11 protein-coding genes and 1 pseudogene are annotated in these 21,006 nt (G+C 53.9%); 11 read left to right on the forward strand and 1 reads right to left on the reverse strand.

Annotated features, from left to right (window positions below):
• The first annotated feature begins 17 nt into the window (after positions 1–17).
• From KP806_RS00345 to KP806_RS00370, 6 genes are all read left to right on the forward strand, one after another.
• A complete protein-coding gene (locus KP806_RS00345) occupies positions 18–2,021 on the forward strand; it encodes a YjhG/YagF family D-xylonate dehydratase (protein WP_224721570.1) in 2,004 nt (667 codons plus the stop codon).
• A 62-nt stretch (positions 2,022–2,083) separates the two neighbouring features.
• Positions 2,084–3,796, forward strand: a complete 1,713-nt coding sequence (locus KP806_RS00350; protein WP_224721571.1) for an SGNH/GDSL hydrolase family protein — start codon at positions 2,084–2,086, stop codon at positions 3,794–3,796.
• A 224-nt stretch (positions 3,797–4,020) separates the two neighbouring features.
• Positions 4,021–5,694, forward strand: a complete 1,674-nt coding sequence (locus tag KP806_RS00355) for an extracellular solute-binding protein (protein ID WP_224721572.1) — start codon at positions 4,021–4,023, stop codon at positions 5,692–5,694.
• An 80-nt stretch (positions 5,695–5,774) separates the two neighbouring features.
• Positions 5,775–7,520 (forward strand): sensor histidine kinase, encoded by a 1,746-nt coding sequence (locus KP806_RS00360; protein ID WP_224721573.1) that lies wholly within the window; start codon positions 5,775–5,777, stop codon positions 7,518–7,520.
• Positions 7,513–9,159, forward strand: a complete 1,647-nt coding sequence (locus tag KP806_RS00365; RefSeq protein ID WP_224721574.1) for a response regulator — start codon at positions 7,513–7,515, stop codon at positions 9,157–9,159. Before KP806_RS00360 ends, KP806_RS00365 begins: the two co-directional genes overlap by 8 nt.
• A 163-nt stretch (positions 9,160–9,322) precedes the next feature.
• Positions 9,323–10,774: a glycoside hydrolase family 43 protein gene (locus KP806_RS00370; RefSeq protein WP_224721575.1), complete on the forward strand. Its 1,452-nt coding sequence runs from the start codon at positions 9,323–9,325 to the stop codon at positions 10,772–10,774.
• A 367-nt stretch (positions 10,775–11,141) separates the two neighbouring features.
• On the opposite strand, the pseudogene KP806_RS00375 reads toward KP806_RS00370, so the two are convergent.
• Positions 11,142–12,292 (reverse strand): annotated as a pseudogene (locus KP806_RS00375) (glycosyl hydrolase family 8).
• A gap of 248 nt (positions 12,293–12,540) precedes the next feature.
• On the opposite strand from KP806_RS00375, the gene KP806_RS00380 reads away from it, so the two are divergent.
• From KP806_RS00380 to KP806_RS00400, 5 genes are all read left to right on the forward strand, one after another.
• Complete coding sequence (locus KP806_RS00380; RefSeq protein ID WP_224721576.1) at positions 12,541–13,266, forward strand: ABC transporter ATP-binding protein; 726 nt, start codon at positions 12,541–12,543, stop codon at positions 13,264–13,266.
• A 25-nt stretch (positions 13,267–13,291) separates the two neighbouring features.
• Positions 13,292–14,299 (forward strand): efflux RND transporter periplasmic adaptor subunit, encoded by a 1,008-nt coding sequence (locus KP806_RS00385; protein ID WP_224721577.1) that lies wholly within the window; start codon positions 13,292–13,294, stop codon positions 14,297–14,299.
• Between the two features lie 48 nt (positions 14,300–14,347).
• Complete coding sequence (locus KP806_RS00390; protein ID WP_224721578.1) at positions 14,348–17,212, forward strand: ABC transporter permease; 2,865 nt, start codon at positions 14,348–14,350, stop codon at positions 17,210–17,212.
• A 2-nt stretch (positions 17,213–17,214) separates the two neighbouring features.
• Positions 17,215–18,108: an ABC transporter ATP-binding protein gene (locus tag KP806_RS00395; RefSeq protein WP_224721579.1), complete on the forward strand. Its 894-nt coding sequence runs from the start codon at positions 17,215–17,217 to the stop codon at positions 18,106–18,108.
• 164 nt (positions 18,109–18,272) lie between these two features.
• On the forward strand, positions 18,273–20,987 hold the full coding sequence (locus tag KP806_RS00400; protein ID WP_224721580.1) for an endo-1,4-beta-xylanase: 2,715 nt from the start codon (positions 18,273–18,275) through the stop codon (positions 20,985–20,987).
• The last annotated feature ends 19 nt before the right edge of the window (positions 20,988–21,006 follow it).

The raw sequence follows: 21,006 nt of genomic DNA on the forward strand, positions 1-21,006 counted from the left end.
GGGAGGGAAAACGCGCGATGGAAGATCTGTTAACAAACGTAATGGGCCCGGACGGCGGGGATTATTTCGAGGTGGAAACGCATGCGCCGGGTCCGTCAGGCAAGCTCCCGCTGACGCCGGAGCTTCTGCTGAACGCGCCAAGCGGCGATTTGTTCGGCTGGAGCCAGAACGTCGGCATGGGCTGGCGGGCCGACCGCTTGCAGGGCAGGGAGGTGCTTATTCTGGGCACGCTCGGCGGTATCCGCAACGAGGATGGTACGCCTGCCGCGCTTGGCTATCACACCGGCCACTGGGAGATCGGCCTGTTGATGAAGGCGGCGGCGGAAGAGATTTCCAGGGCCGGCAATATCCCGTTCGCAGCGCACGTTAGCGATCCGTGCGACGGACGCTCGCAGGGTACGCCGGGCATGTTCGATTCATTGCCTTATCGCAACGACGCGGCAATGGTGATGCGCCGGCTGATCCGCTCGCTGCCTACTCGTGCGGCAGTTGTGGGCGTCGCTACGTGCGACAAGGGACTGCCGGCCATGATGCAGGCGCTTGCCGGAATGAAGAATCTTCCCGGCGTTATCGTACCGGGCGGCGTGACGCTGCCGCCGACGCACGGGGAGGATGCCGGCAAAATCCAGACGATCGGCGCCCGTTACGCGAACGGCGAGCTGTCGCTGGAGGAGGCTGCCGATCTCGGCTGCCGCGCCTGTGCGACGCCGGGCGGAGGCTGCCAGTTCCTCGGAACGGCGGGAACGGCGCAGGTCGTGGCGGAGGCACTCGGCATGACCGTGCCTCACGCCGCTCTGGCCCCGTCGGGCCAACCGGTGTGGACGGAGATGGCGCGCCAATCCGCCCGCGCGGCAATGGCACTTGCAAGCAAGGGCCTCACGCTTGGCGACCTGCTAACAGACGCGTCTGTCCGTAACGCCATGGCGGTTCATGCGGCCTTTGGCGGCTCGACGAACCTGCTGCTGCACATTCCTGCGATCGCTCATGCGGCTGGTCTATCGGTGCCAAACGCCGGGGATTGGGCAGCGGTCAACCGCAGCGTTCCGCGGCTGGTCAGCGTACTGCCGAACGGACCTGTGCCTCATCCGACAGTCCGCGTGTTTCTTGCCGGGGGCGTGCCGGAGGTTATGCTCCATCTCCGGCGGATCGGCGCTCTTGATGTAAGCGTGCTCACCGCGGCCGGTGTCACGCTGGACGAAACGCTGGATTGGTGGGAGTCGTCCGAGCGACGGCATCGCATGCGCGCCTATCTTGCGGAGCGGGAAGGCATCGACCCGGATACGGTCATCTTCAGCCCTGATCGAGCACGGGCGGCCGGCTTAACGCCGACCGTTACGTTCCCGTCCGGCAATCTCGCGCCGGAAGGCTCCGTCATCAAGTCGACGGCCATCGACCCGTCGGTGCTTGACGCCGAGGGCGTCTTCCGGCATGTCGGACGGGTCAAGGTGTACACGACTGAGCGTGACGCGATCCGCGCGATCAAGACAGGCGGCATCTCGGCTGGAGACATTCTGGCGCTGATCGGACGCGGTCCGTCGGGAACCGGGATGGAGGAGACGTACCAGCTGACTTCTGCGCTGAAGCATCTGACCTTCGGCAAGCATGTGTCGCTCTTGACAGACGCCCGGTTCTCCGGCGTGTCGACTGGTGCGTGCATCGGCCATATCGGGCCGGAAGCGCTTGCAGGCGGCCCTGTCGGGCGTTTGCGGGATGGAGATTGGGTGGTTATCCGCATCGACACGCGCAAGCTGGAAGGATCAATTCATATGGTCGGCTGCGGCGAGCTGCCGGACACGCCGGAGGCGGGATCCGCGATCCTCGCCTCGAGAGAACCGCATCCCTCTTTGGCGGAGGATCCGGAGCTCCCGGACGATACCCGTCTATGGGCAGCGCTGCAGGCGGCTAGCGGCGGAACTTGGCAGGGCTGCGTCTACGACACGGACCGTATCATCCGGACGCTGGAAGCTGGCATGCGCACGCTTGCGGCGGAAGCCGGCGGTGAAAAAGCTTCAATTAAATGAGAAGGTATGACAACCATTACGGTTCGAGGGAAAGGAATAGTAGAATGGCAGAAAAGGGCTTAATGAAAAAGAATTCGGGACCTGAGGCGCCAAAGGATCCCGTTGCCAAGCGCAGCAGCTTCTTCATCATGTTCGAGTCAGTCATGGAAGCATCGCCTCGAAGCGGCGGAAAGCCTTCGCAGGACATTTTTCTGGAAGGGCGATTAGCGGATATCGCCCAATTTACCGGCGGCGTTAAAGATGAGGAAATTCTGGGGCTCCTGAGCAATTGCGGAGGATTACGTCAATTGGTCCACAGTATCGGAGTATCCGTAAAGACATATAAGGAGGTTCCTCCAGCCGTCGATTTTGTTCTGCAAAATTGGGGAAAAACGAACAAATACGAGTCGGGCACGAAGCTGCGGATTCCTTGTCCAAGTGACGGAACGGAAATCTTGATCAAGCTGGAGGATTATGCCTGGTCCCCGGATGACGATATTCCCGGAAAGTTTGCTTTTGAATTCGAGCAAGCCGGTGAACTTGCGACGGCCACCGTCATCTTCTACCTTCATGACAGGTACCGTATGCCGGAGATTGCGATCGAACCGCCGGTAGCGTTCGGCTCGAACGAATATGGGGAGATGATTGCCAAGTCTCTGCTGTGTAAAGGGAACAATAAAAGGTTGAAGGCGGCGATTGAAAAGGCGAAAAGAGGCGAAGACGTAACCATCGCCTATATCGGCGGCTCTATTACACAAGGAGCGGGGGCTAAACCACTTCATACGAAATGCTACGCCTACAAGTCGTACAGCCTATTCAAGGACATGTTTGGTAAGGAAGACGGAAGCAACATTCACTTTATAAAAGGCGGAGTGGGGGGGACGCCGTCCGAACTGGGGATCGTTCGGTATGATCGGGATATTTTGAGAGACGGCGCCGTCGATCCGGATATCGTAGTCGTCGAGTTTGCCGTCAACGATGCCGGCGACGAAACGAAGGGCAAGTGCTTCGAAAGTCTGTGCTTAAACATTTTATCCGCCGCCAGCAAGCCGGCCGTGATTTTACTGTTCAGTGTTTTCATGAATGATTGGAATTTGCAGGACAGGCTTGCCCCTATAGGGTTGCATTATAATCTCCCCATGGTCAGTGTGAAGGATGCGGTGGTCGAGCAGTTCCGGTTGACTAAAGCGGAAGGAAACATCATCTCCAAACGGCAATTTTTTTATGATATTTATCACCCTACCAATGACGGACATACGGTTATGGCGGATTGCCTCGGCCATTTGTTCGCCGAAACCGATCAATCGGTTGAAAATCCGGACGACATCATCACTGGGAAAGCTCCGGTCATCGGGAATGAATTCGTAGGCATGCGTCTGCTGGATAGGAGCAATTGTGAAGGTTATGCCAAGATCGAAGCGGGAGGTTTTCTGGAAACGGACTCCGAACTGCAGATGGCGGAAATGGATGACCATCCTTATGGGTCGAAGCAGTTTCCCCACAACTGGATGCATTCGGCCGGAACAGGGAGCGAGAGCTTCCGGATGACCGTTTGCAGCAAAAGCCTCATCCTTGTGTTTAAGGATTCGGGAAGCAGTGAGTTCGGGAACGCGGAAATCCGGGTGGACGGGCATTTGGCGAAGGTTGCGGATCCGCATGAGGTTAACTGGACGCACTGCAACGCGGTGATTTTGTATCAAGAGGAAGTTTCCAAGGAACATCAAATAGAAATAAGGATGGCGTCCGGGTATGAAAACAAGCGGTTTACGATCCTGGGCTTTGGATACGTTTCATAAAAGACTCTTGCTGGCCGGTGTTTCTAACGGCTTGCAAGGTCTTTTACATTCTATTAGACTTTCAAATATCGCTATTGAAGAATGATTTACAGATCGTAAAGAATAGGTAACGAAATAAAGATTTGCATCTTGCAAGTTTGCAAACTACTTTGGATAATGATAAATAAAGCTGGTCCATATCATGAAATGCGAGGGTGGGGACACATCTGTTGCGGATATCAAGAATGAATAAGACCAAGCTTTTGCTGACTGCAGCATTGTCCGTTCAACTCCTGTCGGCCTGCAGCCAAAGCAACAGTGCAAATAATCAAATTCCAGATCAGACCGGTACCGGCATGGTATATGAGGAACGAGGGCTTAGTCGATATAACCCTCCGATTGAAGTGACCTTTGTGCGGGAAAAAAGCGACGGCTTGGAAGACCTCGTCAGCCAGTTCCCCGGCCAAACCTTCGAGGATAATACCTGGACACGTCTCTACGAACAGGTGCTGGGAATAAAAATCAAGTATGAATGGACCGCCAAGGGCGACCTTTTTTATCAAAAATTAGGCGTTGCGCTTGCATCGGGAGATATTCCCGATGTGGTGAAAGTCAACGCGGAGCAGCTGAGATTGCTCAGCAATGCCGGACTTATTCAGGATTTGTCCGGTGTTTATGCGGAATATGCAACTCCGCTGACTAAGGAAATCCTTAGCCAGGAAGGGAGCGGACCGTTCGATACGGCAACGATCGACGGCAAGCTGATGGGAATCCCGGAAACGGCCTCTTCCATTGAAGGGGCCCAATATATATGGATCCGGACGGATTGGCTGGACCGCCTTGGCATGAAACCGCCTGAGACGATGAATGATGTACTGGCTATTTCGGAAGCGTTTACACAAAATGATCCGGACCAAAACGGTGCCAAAGACACGTTAGGGCTTGCCGTCACTCAATATTTATGGGATCCCGTGATGGGATTAACGGCGTTTATGGCCGGATATGACGCCTTTCCGAGATTATGGATCAAAGACGATTCGGGGAAGCTTGTGTTCGGGGGAGTACAGCCGGAAGTGAAAACGGCATTGAAAGCCCTGCAAGATATGTACCGTAACGGTCAAATCGACAGCGAATTCGGATTTAAGAACGGACTTAAAGTAAAGGAGCAGGTCGCCGCAGGGAAGATTGGCATGCTGTACGGCGAGCAGTGGGCGTCGTTTCTCGTTCAGGCGAGCCGTGAGACTGACCCGGAAGCAAGCTGGCAGGCTTTTCCGATCGTTTCCGCAACAGGCAAAGCGCCAAAGGTTCCGTTACGTTTCAGCACAAACGATTTTTTTGCCGTAAGAAAAGACTTTGAACATCCCGAAGCCATCGTAAAGCTTTTTAATTTGCATCTCGAGAAAAATTGGGGCGAAACGGCTGAATATGAAACCTACTACAGCACACCGTTCCCTGTATGGCAGCTTTCTCCGGTAAGCCCATATCCGGCGAGAAAAAATCTCGATGCCTACCGCCAGCTCGACGAAGCCCGCCGAACCGGTGATGCTTCGGTGCTGAAGGATGAAGCAAAGGCGATACAGAAAAATATCGATACTTATTTGTCCGGTAAAGGGGACGCCGAATCCGGATGGGGATGGGAGCGGACCTACGGTCCTTCGGGAGCTTTTTCGATCCTTGATCGATACGAAAAAAAGAATCAGCTATTGTACGAAAGCTTCGTTGGAGCTCCAACGGAAACGATGATCGGGAAGAAATCGTTGCTTGATGATCTGCAGCACGATACGTTTATCGATATTATTTTAGGCAGGTCAATCGATGAATTCGACCGGTTTGTCGAAGAGTGGCATAAGCTGGGAGGAGAGAAGATAACAATCGAGGTTAACCGGTGGTCTGCTGAAAGTGTCAGTGAGTCAAGATAAGGAGGGCATTCTCCGTCTTTGTCTGCTAGCAGGCATATACACTACCATTCATTCATTAAAGCAGCAACGGAGGCGTTACCTTGCTTAAAATTCCGGCAATATCCTTGCGTAATACAATCTTCGTCCGCTTGGTCGCGACTTATCTTTTTGTCGTACTCCCCATTATCTTGCTAGGGGTCTATTTGTATAACTGGAGCTACAAAAATGCGAGTCAGGATATTTCGAGAGCGACCGTTAAACAATTGACCTATTATTTGGACGGTTTAAACCGCGAAGTCGATTGGATGGAGCTTCAGCAGTACGACCTCTTGAAGGATAGCGAGCTGAATCGGCTCGCCGCTATGTGGGGGACAATGGACAACGCAGACAAAAGGTCCAGCTTGAACGGGCTGCTGCACCGGCTTACTTCCTTTCAAAATAGCAGCCCTTATATTAAAGATATCTATGTGCACATCCGTCCGATCGGCAAAACGGTTTCCGCATCCAAAGCCGTCTATGATTTTGACTGGGGAAGGTACAATTATTTTCTCGCCAATGCAGATAAGAAGGAAAGCCGGCTAAACAATTGGAATAACACGCTTCATCTCAGCGCCTCCAAGCAGAGCGGGAAAAAGGGAGAGAAGCCTCTAGTTCTTGTCCAAATCGAGCTGGACACGGAAAGGCTCAAGGAATCTTTGCATCAGATCAACATTTATCCGGAGAGCGGCTCCTTTCTCATCTCGGAGACGACGGGGTTCGCCTTAATGAGCCATGAGGAGTCGGATTCGGCGATCCGGAACTACGTGGAGGAAATGATTACAGCAAGTGAACATACTTCTTTGTTGAAGATGGACGGCAAAACGTACCATATTGACAAAACCTCCTCCGACAAGCTGGGGCTTTCCGTCGCTACGTATTTGCCGGAAGAAACGGTGAAAAGACCGCTGACCATTTTTTACAGATGGGCTTGGGTGTTCGCCTTGACGTCTTTATTTGCCGTCGTTATTTTTTCCTATTCTTCTTACACGATTATCCATAAACCGCTGCTGTTTCTTGTGCAGAGCTTTAAACGAATGGAAGGGGGCGCATTAAACATTCAAATCGAACATGAACAAAAAGACGAATTCGGCTATTTATATACCAGGTTTAACCATATGCTTACGAAATTGCAAAGCCTGATCGACCAGGATTTCAAACAAAAGATGATGATGCAAAAGGCGGAGCTTAAGCAGCTCCAGTCCCAGATTAATCCGCATTTTCTGTATAACAGCTTTTTCATTCTAAACTCTCTGGCCAAAACCGGGGATATCGACAGAATTGAGCAGTTTACGAATATGCTTGGCGAATATTTCAGGTTTATTACCCGGAACGGGGAAGACCATGTGTCTTTGTCGGAGGAAGTCAGACATTCCCGCATGTATACGGAAATCCAGAAGCTCCGGTTCTCCAGACGTATCCGTGTCCAATTTGACGAGTTGCCGAAGGAAATGGAAACGATTAAGGTGCCGAGATTGATTCTTCAGCCTATTATCGAGAATGCTTATGAGCATAGTCTTGAGAAAATGACGGAGGAAGGCTTGCTGCGCGTTTCATTCGAAATGGAACGTGCCGAGACTCGAATTATCGTAGAGGATAATGGAGACAGCATCAGCGATTCCGATATGGACCGGTTAAGGGACAAGCTCCTTCGAACGGATGAGGCTTATGAAATGACGGGCATCATCAATATTCATCGGCGGCTTGTTTTAACCTTCGGGGAAGGAAGCGGGTTGTTTCTATCCAGAAGCGAGCTGAATGGGCTGAAGGCCGAGATTCGAATCAGGCGGGAGGAGAGTCAGAATGTATAGACTGCTAATCGTCGACGATGAAGAAATTATTACGGATAGTCTATACGAGGTGTTCCATCGGCTTATGCCGGAGGCGCTTGATATTTGCAGAGCCTATTCCGGTAAGGAAGCGCTGAACTGGCTGTCGCGTACACGGATCGATATCGTGCTGACCGATATCCGCATGCCCGGGATGAGCGGAATGGAGCTGTCGGAAGAAATTCAAGCTTATTGGCCGAGATGCAAAATTATTTTCCTCACCGGGTACAGTGAATTCGATTATGCCTATAAAGCCATCCAAATGCCGGGCGTCCGGTACCTGCTAAAAACGGAAGGGTACGGAAAGGTCACCCAGACCGTGCAGGAGGTCATAGAGGAATTAAACCATGGCATTCAAATGAATCAACTGGTTGAGCGTTCCCGCGAGCAGTCGGTTACGCTTGAATTTATGGCACAAGGGGATTATTTCAGGCATTTTCTGCTGGATAGTCATCATTTTTCGAAAAATCAGGAAATGCTGGTCAAGGAATTTGAGGCGTTAAAGATTGTTCTGGATCCGAAGCTGCCTGTCGTGCTGGTTTTGGGCCGGCTCTCTTATCCGGAAGGAAGCGGATACACTGAAAAAAACGAGCTGCTCGCTTCGGCCAGAATGATATGGAATTCCTTCATGACGGACCAGACCCGCAGCATCGGGATCGCGGACAAGCATGGGGACATTTTATGGTTTCTGCAGACTTCGCAGGGCACGGAAGAGAAGTTCCATCTGCATTTCATGCGTTTCTTGGAGGGGACGCTGGAGCTTATTCAAGAAGCCTGTCAGGCCTCGCTCGGCTTGATGATCGGCTTTACGATCAGCGGAGCTTCTTGCGAATGGGGAGAAGTCACTCCGAAGTACGAGAGGCTTCGCCAGCTTCAGCAGCTGAAAATCGGTGACGGCATTTCTATCATTCAGGTAGACCGATCCGAAGTATTCGACAGCTCACCGATGAAAGAGGGGTTTGTGCTGAGTCATAAAGCCGGAAGCATGGAAGCCCATCTGGAAGCGGGAAGGGCGGGGGAATTTTTCGAGGAGCTGGAAGAGCTGTCGCAGTCTATGCTGACTCCTTACGGAAACGCCCAAAGGACGATTGAAGCTTATTATTCCGTATCGCTTGTTCTGCTCTCTTATATCAACCGATTGGGGCTGCACGGACGAATCGACGATCACGGAAGGCTGATGCGCCTCGACGATCATGCCTCAATGAAAGAAGGCTTCCACTATTTGAAGCAAATCGCGGAATCGATATTTGCCTTCAAAAGCAAAGATGAGCGGGACAGGGCCTCCCATATCATCGAGCGGATTTGCCAATTTATCGGGGAGCATTTGAGCGAGGATTTATCTTTGGTGCGGCTGGCGGAAATCCATTATTTCAATCCGTCTTATTTGTCCCGCTTTTTCAAGCAGGAGCATGGAATCAATCTGTCCGAGTACATCGATAAATGCCGGATTAGAAAGGCAAAGGAGCTGCTGGGAGATGCGGATTTGAAGGTGCGGGAGGTGGCGGCGTTCGTCGGTTACGAGGCTGCACATTCTTTTACGCGATTTTTCAAGAAAGCAACCGGGCTGACGCCTCAGGAATACCGCGACACCCTGTCGCTGACCGATAGTCATTATACGTAAACACATGACCGGATGAGCGGGAGCATGTCCGGATTTTCTTCTTGTTGAAAAACCTATCAAATGCCGGGTATTTCATCAGCTATCGGCGGGTTGTTGCAGCACGGTGCAAGCGTTACAATCTATACGATTTACCAGATTATTATAGAAACGGGAGTTGAGCAAGATGAATGCAGAATTGAAAAAGGGAACCGGCGCAATCGGCAAGCTTCCTCCAAACGGCAACCCGCTGGTCTCTCATAGATTCGGTGCGGATCCGTATGCGCTCGTATTCCGGGATCGCGTCTATTTGTACACGACGAACGACGTGCTGGAATACGGCGAGGACGGAAGCGTCAAGGATAATACGTACAGCAGTATTAACAAGCTGTCGGTTATTTCTTCCGACGATCTGGTGAACTGGACGGATCATGGCGAGATCCGCGCGGCAGGTCCGGAAGGCGCAGCCAAATGGGCGACACAATCGTGGGCTCCGGCAGCCGCTCACAAGGTCATTAACGGCAAAGACCAATTTTTCTTATACTTCGCCAATAATGCCAGCGGCATCGGCGTATTGACGAGCGACAGTCCGGCCGGACCGTGGATCGATCCGATCGGACAACCGCTTATTTCAAGATCGATGCCGGCCGCTGCAGGTGTGACCTGGTTATTCGATCCTGCCGTATTGGTAGATGACGACGGTACAGGCTATCTCTATTATGGCGGGGGCGTTCCGGAAGGTGAGCACGAGATGCCGAATACCGCACGCGTAATCCGGCTTGGCGACGACATGATCAGCATTGTCGGAGAGGCGGAGGTAATTTCGGCTCCTTATATGTTTGAGGATGCCGGCATTAACAAATATAATGGCGTTTATTACTTTACCTATTGTTCCAATTTTTACAAGGGAGAGCGTCCGGAAGGAAGTCCTCCGGCCGGCGAGATTGCCTACATGACGAGCGACGGCCCGATGGGGCCGTGGACGTACCAGGGGACAATCTTAAAAAATCCGGGGCACTTCTTCGGGGTCGGCGGCAATAACCACCACGCCATGTTTAAATTCCATAACGCCTGGTACATGGCCTATCACGCACAAACGTTATCCAAAGCGATGGGCGTTCCGAAAGGGTACCGTTCGACTCATCTGAACCGGGTTTTCTTTAACGCAGACGGCTCCGTCGGGGAAATCTCCGCCGATATGAAAGGCGTAGAGCCTGTAAAGCTATTCGATCCGTATATCCGGGTCGAAGCGGAGACGATGGCCTGGAATGCGGGGATTGCTGTGCAGCCGCTCAAGACGGACGACACGGATCACGCGCCTGTGAAGCTGGCGGTAACCGGTATTGAAGATGGAGATTGGATGGCGGTTGCCAATGTGGACTTTGGCAGCGGGGCAACCTCGTTTCAGGCAGGAGTGTCGAGCGCAGAGGAAGGCGGCAGCATTGAGCTGCATCTGGACAGTCCGGAAGGCAAGCTGATCGGGGTGCTTGAAGTACCTTCGACGGGCGGCGGGAGCAATTGGGCCGGGGCGGAAACGGCAGTAGTCGGAGCCGAAGGCGTTCACGATCTCTATTTTGTGTTTAAAGGAAAGCCGAACCAAACGTTATTTGATCTCGACTACTGGCAGTTTGGTCAATGAAGGGAAAGCGGTGATTAACAGCTTTAATCAGCTTTCACCGTTCTGCTGTACAAATGGCATCAGGAACCTTACATGAAAGGTGGCTGGCTGCGCTGTGCTGCACTTTTGCAGGAGAATTCTCTATTCACAGCCCCTATAGCCGTTTTGGTTTGATTCCACTGCATGAACTGCAGCAGAACGGCTAACCGTCTCTAGTTCTTGCTAATCTGATGTATTGAATGCAGTAGAATGGCGCAGCTTCCCTAGCCTGCCGACACGGCGGGCCGCACCGAAGCTGCGATGCTGCTATATCCATTGTTTGAAAACTATAATGGTAGAAAAAACTGCGCCTTCCATGATGGCGCAGTTTTTTTCTTACACTCGAATTCTAGTTCGTCGTTTCTTTATAAATTCTGTAGTTCCCGCTTAATCCAAGCAAGCTGAAAAAGTAAAGGCAATTGTCGTAATAGCGGCGAACGCCCCTGCGAAGCGGGGTATTCCAGAACAGGCGGACGAAATGGCCGGCATCGGGGCCGTCTGCGGCCAGCGAGGCCATGGCATTCGTTGCCAGAAGCCCGATCGGATGCAGGGACGGCTCCTCAAACGGCTGGCCGTCAATCGTATACCGCCGGTAATCGGACACTTCAATATGTCGGAAAAAGTGCTGGAGACGATTCGACTGCCCGACCTGCCACGGGTCCTCACGGAACCATTCCCAGTCCAAACCAATGTTTGCGGCTACCCGGTAAGCGTCGCTGAAGAAATGCCGGTAATCACCGTGGCGCTGAGGTTCTGCCGGCGTTCCGTCGTAATTCGCATATTCGGGAGAGAGTCCGGTTGGCATGCGGTATGCAGATAAGCCCGGCTGGCCGCGGCGGCGTCCCTCCAGAACGGACGGTCCTGCTCGTCCGCCTGCAAGGCGAACAAGTCGTAGAAATGAGGAAGATGATAGGACGGATCGCTAAACGGGGATTCCGGTATAAATTTAATCAGTTTCGTTGCCGGATCCCACATCGGATCGCCGTCGCCTTGCTCGCCCTTGTGCACGCAGGCGCGCAGGATGATCCTCGCCTGCTCGGAATAATTGTACGGCTCGGCGCCGTCTCCCCACCGGTTGGAGGCGAAGAAAAGCGCCATCGCAAAAAATTCCTCCCCATCGGGGGCAGGCCCTTGGGAAATGCGGGTGCCGTCAGGCTTGCAGTGCCAGGCAAAGTAATGCCGGTAACGGCCTTCCGTATGCTGCATGAAGGTTTTGGAGAAATTCCAGAGCCGGTCGAACACGTCCTTCTCGTTCATTTGAACGGCCATCATCATGCCATACGACATGCCTTCCGTCCGAACGTCGCTATTGCCGGTGTCGAGAATATAGCCCATATCGTCGCCGAGCGGATAGTAGATTCGTACATCCGGATCTCCATCGAACAAATCGGACCATGCCTGTTCAAGCTTTTCGCTGACCGCTTCTTCCGTATAGCCCAGCTCTTTGAACACGTTTCGGTATTCTCCCGTATAAAAAGCACCTTGTTTTGCACTTGTCATTTCAATGAACCTCCAATGCTAGTGAATTCGCTTTCATCATATCATCAATGGCATTTAAGGAAATACAGTATTTGCTCGAAAAAATATAGTTTTTTTCATTCTTACGCTAGGAGGGGGGCCTTAATCTATCGTTTCTAGGGTGAACAAACAAGAAACGAACGGGTACTGTTTGCCAAATGAAAGCGCTAAAATTGAAAAGGATACAGTTGATTCGGCGCTTTGGACGCTTGAAGAACGGAGGGATAGCCATGCCGGAGTTGGCAGAGAGAGTAATAGAAGACGACAGCAAACCGATACTGAAGGCGACCGGTCTGAAGAAGGTGTTCGGCAAAGGCCATGCAGCCGTTACCGCTTTGTCGGACGTTCATCTGGAAATACCGGCCGGTTCGATGGTGGCGCTTAAGGGAAGATCCGGCTCCGGCAAGACGACTCTTCTAAATCTGCTCAGCGCGCTTGACGAGCCGACCGAAGGACAGGTGATTTTCCGCGGAAGGGAAATCACGGGCATGCCGGGCAAGGAACGCAATGCGCTGCGGCGTAAGGAGATCGGCCTGGTGTTTCAGTCATTTGGCCTGATCCCGCTTATGTCCGCTTACGAGAACGTGGAGTTCGGGCTGCGCGTCGCGGGAACGCCGGTGAAAGGCAACCGGGCCGCCGCCGAACGCGCGCTGGAGCAGGTCGGCATGCGGGAGAGGATGAAGCACCGGCCGGCGGAGCTGTCCGGCGGCGAACAGCAGCGTGTGGCAATTGCCCGCGCCATCGCTCATGAGCCCGTGCTGCTCATCGCCGATGAACCGACGGCGGAGCTCGACAGCAGGATGGGGCTGCAGGTCATGCGCGTATTCCGCGAGCTTGTGACCCGATCCGGTATGACGGTTATTCTGACGACGCACGATCCTGGCATTATGGAGCTTGTCGATCATGTTATTGCATTGGAGGATGGAAAAATTGTTTCGCATACGACCAACGGTTAAAGGAAGGAAGTCAGGATTTCCCGGTGTGAGACGAGCAGCCGCAGCGCTCGCCTTAACGATGGCGCTCTCCGGATGCAGCCTGCTCCCGGCCGAGCACGAAGCGCTTCAGCCGCCGCTCGTACAGCCGGCTCGGGAGCAATTGGACATTGTGGAGGCGGGCCTCGGGAGCATTCAGACTTCGCTTAAAGGAACGGCCCATTTTGTATCCGCAAGCGCTGAAAATCTTTCATTTAAGGATTCGGGCGGACGCCTGAAGTCCATCAACGTTACGGTCGGCCAAGAGGTGAAGGCGGGTGACCTGTTGGCCGAATTGGAGATGGGGGATCTCCAGCTTCAGACCGGCCTGCAGAGGCTTAATGTGGAGCGTGCGCAGCTGCTGTATAAGCAGGCGCGCGATGCCGGCGCAAGCGCGACCGATCTGCGCTTGAAGGAAATCGACCTCGAACGGGAGACGATGTCGCTTGAGGCGATGGAGAGCCGGCTTCAGAAATCGCGGCTGTACGCTACCATTTCGGGGACGGTGACCTTTGTCGAGACGTTGAACGCAGGCGACCCGATCAATGCCTATCAAGCGGTTGTGTCCATAGCGGATACTTCCCGTATGCGGTTAACGTATGTGGCCGCCGAGACGAAGGAGCTGCAGGCCGTACAGGCCGGTATGCCGGTCAGCCTGAAATATAAAGGAAAGGCGTATACGGGCAAGGTGCTGCAGTCGCCATCCGACGTGCCTGCCGCAGCAGACAACGCAAAGGCCGAACGCAATGCGGTGACGATTTATATGAGCATGGACAATGAGCCGGATGGCATCCATATCGGAAACAGCGCCGAGCTTACGATCGAGCTTCAGAAACGCGAGAATGTTATTGTGCTGCCGCGTTCGGCAATCCGTTCTTATATGGGCCGCAGCTACGTGCAGGTTGCCGACGGCGAACGCCGCAAGGAGGTTGACGTTGAGCTGGGATTGGTTACGCCGACCGAGGCGGAGATCGTCAAGGGACTTGAGAAAGGCCAGCAGGTCATTCTGAACAATTAACGAACAATGAATGCCCGGTTTGGCCGGGTGCATGGATGGGGTGTATGTATGGCCTTATGGACGATGATTCTGCGCAAGATGGCAAATAACAAGTGGCTGCAGCTCAATTTATGGATCGGCCTTACCGTATGTGTGGCTTTATTCAGCTCCATGCCGCTGTATTCCGAAGCCATCCTGCAGCGGACATTGCTCAAAGAGCTTCAGTCGGTTCAGCATCAAGACGGCGTGTTTCCCGGTTTTGTCCGGATCATCACAAGCGTCTCCGCTGAAAAGCAGGACGAGAAAACGATTGAGGCGATCAGGAAGGCAGACCGGTTCGTCCGCTCGATTCCGGAACGGACGGGGCTCGAAGCGTTGTCGTTCTACCAGCAGCGCTCTACACAGCGGATGAAGGTATATGGAGCCGACGCTTCAGAGCAGGAGAGGCAGTCCCAGAAGGCGGCCGGCAGCATCAAGTCACTCTCCGGAATGGGGAATCGGGTGAAGCTGATCGACGGCCGGATGCCGGTTGACCGAACGGACGATGTCATGGAGGCGCTGGTCACGCAAAAATTTCTGATCGCCGTGAAACGGGATATCGGCGAAGAGCTGATTGCGGAGTCGCCGGACAAGGAGACCAGGTTTCGCATCATACCGGTCGGGATCATGGAGACGGATCCGGTCGCCGATCCGTATTTACCGTTTCTGACTAATGAAGACAGTGATGGCTTTCTTATTCCGTATGAGCAGTTCGAACGCGAATTTACGGAGGGCGGCAGGACGAGGCTGTCTAATCTGGAATGGCGCTTCGCTCTCGATTATGAACAGCTGTCCGTCGACGCGATCGACGGTTTCGTACAGGCCGATAAAGATATTCGGCGGTACTTCCGCGGGAGAATTGGAGTCGAGGAGATCCAAATTCCGGCTGCCCCGACCGTATCTGCGTATCAGGGCAAACAGGAGAAGCTCGACTTGATGATGCTGTCGTTATATTCGCCGGTCATGCTGATGCTGGCTTTTTACCTTTATATGGCTGCCAATCTGATTATTGAGCGGCAAAAGACGGAAATTTCCGTGCTTCGCAGCCGCGGGGCCAGCCGATTGCAGATTATGACGGCCTATACGCTTGAAAGTCTGTTTCTCGGGCTCAGCGCGCTGGCGGTCGGGCCGTTCCTCGGACTTTCTTTCACAAAGGTGCTCGGCGCATCAAACGGATTTTTGGAGTTCGTTCAAAGGTCGGCGCTTGAGGTCAGCCTGACAAGCGGAGCGTACAAAGTGTCTGCAGTGGCGGTGGCCGCAGCCATCATCCTTATTTTGATACCGGCATTTATGGCGACGCGTGTCAGCATTGTAAGCCACAAGCAGCAGAATGCGCGGCTGAACAAGCCGACATTATGGCATAAAACCGGACTTGATCTGATTCTGGTCGGCGTGTCGGTCTATCTGCTTTACAATTTCAATAAGAGACAAGATGATCTGCAGCGGCTGGGGCTCGATTCGGACGCCCTGCAGCTCGACCCGATGCTGTTCCTTATGCCCTCGCTGTTCGCGCTTGGCGGAGGCTTGCTGCTGCTGCGGATTTATCCCTGGTTCATCAGGCTCGTTTATTTGGCCGGCCGCAAATGGTGGTCGCCTGCGCTTTATAATACGCTTGTTCAAATAAGCCGATCATCCGGTCAGTACCAGACGATCAAGCTGTTTTTGATTATGACCGTAGCGACGGGACTCTTCAGCGCAAATGCGGCGAGGACGATCAACGACAACATGGAAAGCAAGATCCGATACGCGGTCGGTGCCGATATGGCGATTTCGACTCGCTGGGAAAGCGATGCTCCGCCGCCCGTAAACGGGTCTTCAGCGCCGCAGGAACAGGCCGGTCAAGGAGTAACCGATACGAGGCGCGTCCAATATACCGAGCCGCCGTTCCTTCCGTTCGAAGAGCTTGAAGGCGTCGATGCATCCGCAAAGGTATTCAGGAAACAAAATGCGCGGTTCGTGACGGCAGGCAGCGGCACGAGCGGCACGGCTGAGCTGATGGGTATCGATACGATGGATTTCGGCAAGACGGCCTGGATGAAGGACGGACTGCTCGATCATCCGATCAACGGCTATTTGAACCTGATCGCGCCGGATCCGAAGGCGGTTCTAATCTCCCGTTCGCTAGCGGAAAAAGCGAAAGCGAAGCCGGGCGATTACATCCGTATTTCATGGGACGGCCTCGACCAGGCGCAGTTCATCGTGTACGGCATCATCGATTACTGGCCGAGCTGGAATCCGCTGCCTGGCGGAGATAATGGAGAGGCCGAGGCTCCCCATCTGATCGTCGGCCATCTGGGGACGATTCAGAACAGGCTGGCGGTCGAACCGTATGAGGTATGGCTGAAGTTGAAGGACGGCGCAGCCAGTCAGTCCATCTACGACCAGCTGGCGGAGAAAAATTTGCGGATTACCGGCCTTCTCGATGCCACACAGGAGCTGATCGAGTCCAAGAACGATCCGTTCCGGCTGGCGGTTAACGGCGTCATGACGCTTGGGTTCGTCATTTCGATGCTGATCAGCTTCTTCGGATTTCTGCTTTTCTGGGTGCTGACCTTATCCGGAAGGACGCTCCAATACGGCGTGCTGCGGGCAATGGGCATTCCGTTCCCGCAAATTATCGGCATGCTGGTCAGCGAACAGCTTTTCACCTCCGGGGCAGCCGTTATTCTCGGCGTCGTCATTGGCAACCTGGTCAGCGATTTGTTCGTGCCGCTGTTTGAAATATCTTTTGCGACTGCGGATCAAGTGCCGCCGTTCGAGATTGTCCATCGGCTTGGCGATTACTTGCAGCTGTATGGGATTGTCGGTTTTACGCTGACGACCGGACTGCTTATACTTGGATACCGCTTATCGCGGATCCGGATTGCGCAAGCGCTGAAGCTGGGAGAGGAGTAACGATGATTCAATGCGAAGGACTCGTTAAAATTTATAAAATGGCGGATCTCGAGGTATTCGCCTTACAGGGACTTGATTTGCAGGTTGAGGACGGGGAGTTGATGGCGATTATCGGCAATTCCGGCAGCGGCAAGTCGACCCTGCTTAATATGCTTGGCGGCCTCGACAAGCCTTCGGCCGGCAAGCTCCTCGTAGACGGCAAAGATTTGCTGAAGTTCGGGGAAAAGGAGCTGGTCGCCTACAAACGCGATACGGTCGGCTTCGTCTGGCAGAACAACGCCCGAAACCTGATTCCTTACTTGACAGCCCTTGCCAATGTGGAGCTCCCCATGCTGCTGCGCGGCAAACGCCGGCGGGCCCGCGCTATGGAGCTGCTGGAAGCGGTAGGCTTAGGCCATCGCATAAACAATAAGCTTAGCGAGCTGTCCGGCGGGGAGCAGCAGCGGGTGGCGATCGCCATCGCGCTCGCGAATGAACCGAAGCTGCTGCTCGCCGACGAGCCGACGGGATCGCTCGATACGAGTACGTCGAATCAGGTGCTGGATTTGTTCCGGACGCTGAACCGGACCGTCGGCATTACGATCGTTATCGTCACCCATGATCCGCTGCTGGCCCGAAAGGTGGACCGGGTCGTCCAAATCCGGGACGGCAAAACCTCGGCGGAAATGATACGAAAAATTTCGTACGCCGAAGAGATGGCCATGCTGGATGCGGAAAGCATAGCACGAGAGGCCGAGAGCCACCTGGAATACGCCGTGCTGGACAAAGCGGGACGTCTGCAGATTCCTTCCGGCTTTCTTGACGCAGACGGCTTTAAGGACAACAACAAAGTCCGAGTGGAGATGGAGGATGGCCGTATTGTCCTCTACCCGTCAGAAGGGTTAAAGACGGGATAACCGTATCGGCCGGAGTGGCTGCCGTCTCTTCAGCCCGCTTTTTAAGTCAGCTAGAGAAAACAGGAGCGCATCAACATTTCCGGATGGCCAAAGCTTGCCATGCAGCTTCCCCGAAAGGGGAGTTTGATATGGAATATTGTCTAAGGAGAGGTGTTGTTCACAAAATGAAAGGCATGTATCGAATGATGGCAGCCGGCTTGGCTGTCATCCTGATGCTGACCGTTATAACGGTCGGCCCCATGGCGGAGCGTACGAGCGCGGAGGACGCGTCTTCCGTACAGACAGCGGCAAATGCGGACTCATCCGGCGACTTCGAGAGAATCGCCACCGATTTCGAGGACGGGACTGTGCAAGGCTGGCGTGGCCGGGGAGGCAACGAGGTGCTGACGGCGGTCGGCGAGGCAGCTCATACGGGTTCTTACGGCTTGCAGGTTACAGGCAGGACGCAGGGCTGGAACGGACCAAAGCTTGATGTAACTTCTTTTATGCAAGTCGGCAAAACCTACGGCATATCCGCTTGGGTTCGTCTGCCGGCAGGCGCGAACGCATCTGCCGTTTCCATGCTTATAGAGCGGACGACGGACGGCCAGCCATACTATGAGTCCGTGACGTCCAAGTCTGCGTCGGCAGACGGATGGGTGAAGCTGTCGGGCCAGTATACGCTGGAGAATCCCGTTTCAAACGCGGGCGTATACCTGGAATCGTTCGACAACCCTACGCTTTCCTTCTATGTGGACGATTTTCTAATCGAGCGCGTGCCGGACCCTGTTCCAATCGAGATCCAGCACGACATTCCGAATCTGAAGGATGTATTTGCCGACGAATTTCTGCTTGGCTCGGCCTTGCTTGTGAACGAAATCGAAGATCCTGATGGTCCGGATGCGCAGCTGCTCAAAAAGCACTTTAACAGCTTGACGGCCGGCAACGAACTGAAATGGGACGCGACCGAGCCTAGGGAAGGCCAGTTCGACTTTACCCGTGCGGATAAAATCGTTGGTTTCGCCGAGGAAAACGGTCTTTCCTCCCGCGGTCATACGCTGATCTGGCATTCCCAGACACCGAATTGGGTGTTCTACGACGGGCAGGGCAATCTGGCAAGCAAGGAATTACTGTTCGCGAGAATGAAGCGGCATATCGATGAGGTCGTTGGACGTTACAAAGGAAAAATTTACGCTTGGGATGTCGTGAACGAGGTAATCGAGCCTGGAGACCGCCAGCCGAACGGCTTGCGGAACAGCCTCTGGTACCAGATCGCGGGCGAAGAATTCATCGAGAAGGCGTTCGAATACGCGCATGCGGCGGATCCCGATGCGGAGCTGTTCATTAACGACTATAACACGCATATTCCGGACAAGCGGCAATTTTTGTACGATTTAATCAAGCGGTTACAGGCGAAGGGCATCCCGGTGCACGGCATCGGCCATCAGACGCATATCGGCATCGAATATCCGGCTGTACAGGAGCTTGACGATATGATCGAAGCGTTCCGGGATCTCGGCATCGAGCAGCAAATTACCGAGCTGGACATGAGTGTATATACAAACGATTCGCAATCCTATGAAACGTTCCCTCTTGACTTGCAGATTAAACAAGCTAATCGTTACAGAGCTATATTCGACGTGTTCAAAAAGCATGCCGATCAAATTACAGCCGTTATTTTCTGGGGCAAGGACGATTGGAACACCTGGCTTCGAACCTTCCCGGTCGCACGCAACAACTGGCCGCTTCTGTTCGATGAAAGGCTTCAGGCGAAATATGCCTACTGGGCTCTTGTGGACCCGATCAAGGTGCCGGTCGAGACGAAATCGGCGAAGGCCGCCGAAGGCAGCGTAAAGGCCGACGGCAATCCGGACATGGCATGGAATTGGGCGAAGCAAGTATCCGTCCAGAAGGCTGGCGAGACCGCAGCGAGCTATAAAACGCTATGGAAAGCAGGTCTTCTGCATGTCTGGGTCGATGTGCCGGATACGACAGTGAACGGCAATGATGCGGTCGAAATCTATATCGACGGAAATAACGGTAAAACGGCTGCGTACGAGTCGGACGATAAGAAGTATACCTTCCGCCGCAGCGGGGCGAATCCGCATCAGCCGGCCCGGTACCAATCAGTCAAGACCGAAGCCGGCTACCGGATCGAAGCGTCGATTCCAGTGGACGATGCGGCGCTCGGCAAGACGATCGGCTTTGATGTGCGCATTGTCGACCGCTCAGGAGATGCCGAAGCAAAGACGTCATGGAACGATATCCATAACGGTCAGGATACGGATACTTCCCGGTTCGGCGTGCTGACGCTCGTCGAAGGCCCCCGCACCGCAAAAGCGGTAAAAGGAACGCCTGTCATCGACGGCAATAGGGATACCGTATGGAACGATGCGCAGGAGCTGGCCGCTGACCGCTGGGTCATTGGAACATCCGGATCGACTGCCAAGGTACGGACGCTCTGGGATGGCGGCAGCTTGTACGTATTCGCCGAGGTGACCGACTCGCTGCTGACGAAGCGCAGCCCGAATGTATGGGAGCAGGATTCGGTCGAAATCTTCCTGGACCAGAACCATGCAAGAACGGACGTTTACGATCCGGACGACGGGCAGTTCCGGATCAATTTCGATAACGAAAAATCCGTCAGCCCGGACTCGTCAACGGCTAAATTGATTTCCGCTGCGAAGCGTACGGCTGACGGCTACGTGATCGAAGCGTCCATCGCCTGGACGGGCACGCCGCCGAAGGACGGCAGCCTGATCGGCTTTGACGTCCAGGTTAACAACGATGAGAACGATGACGGGGTACGCGACAGCGTCGCCATCTGGAACGATACGTCGGGTTTATCGTGGATGAATATGACCGGGATCGGGGTATTGGAGCTTGTTCCAAGTCATTGAACAGACGCGATAGAAGACA

The sequence above is a fragment of the Paenibacillus vietnamensis genome (genome assembly GCF_020169515.1).
Classification (GTDB): domain Bacteria; phylum Bacillota; class Bacilli; order Paenibacillales; family Paenibacillaceae; genus Pristimantibacillus; species Pristimantibacillus vietnamensis.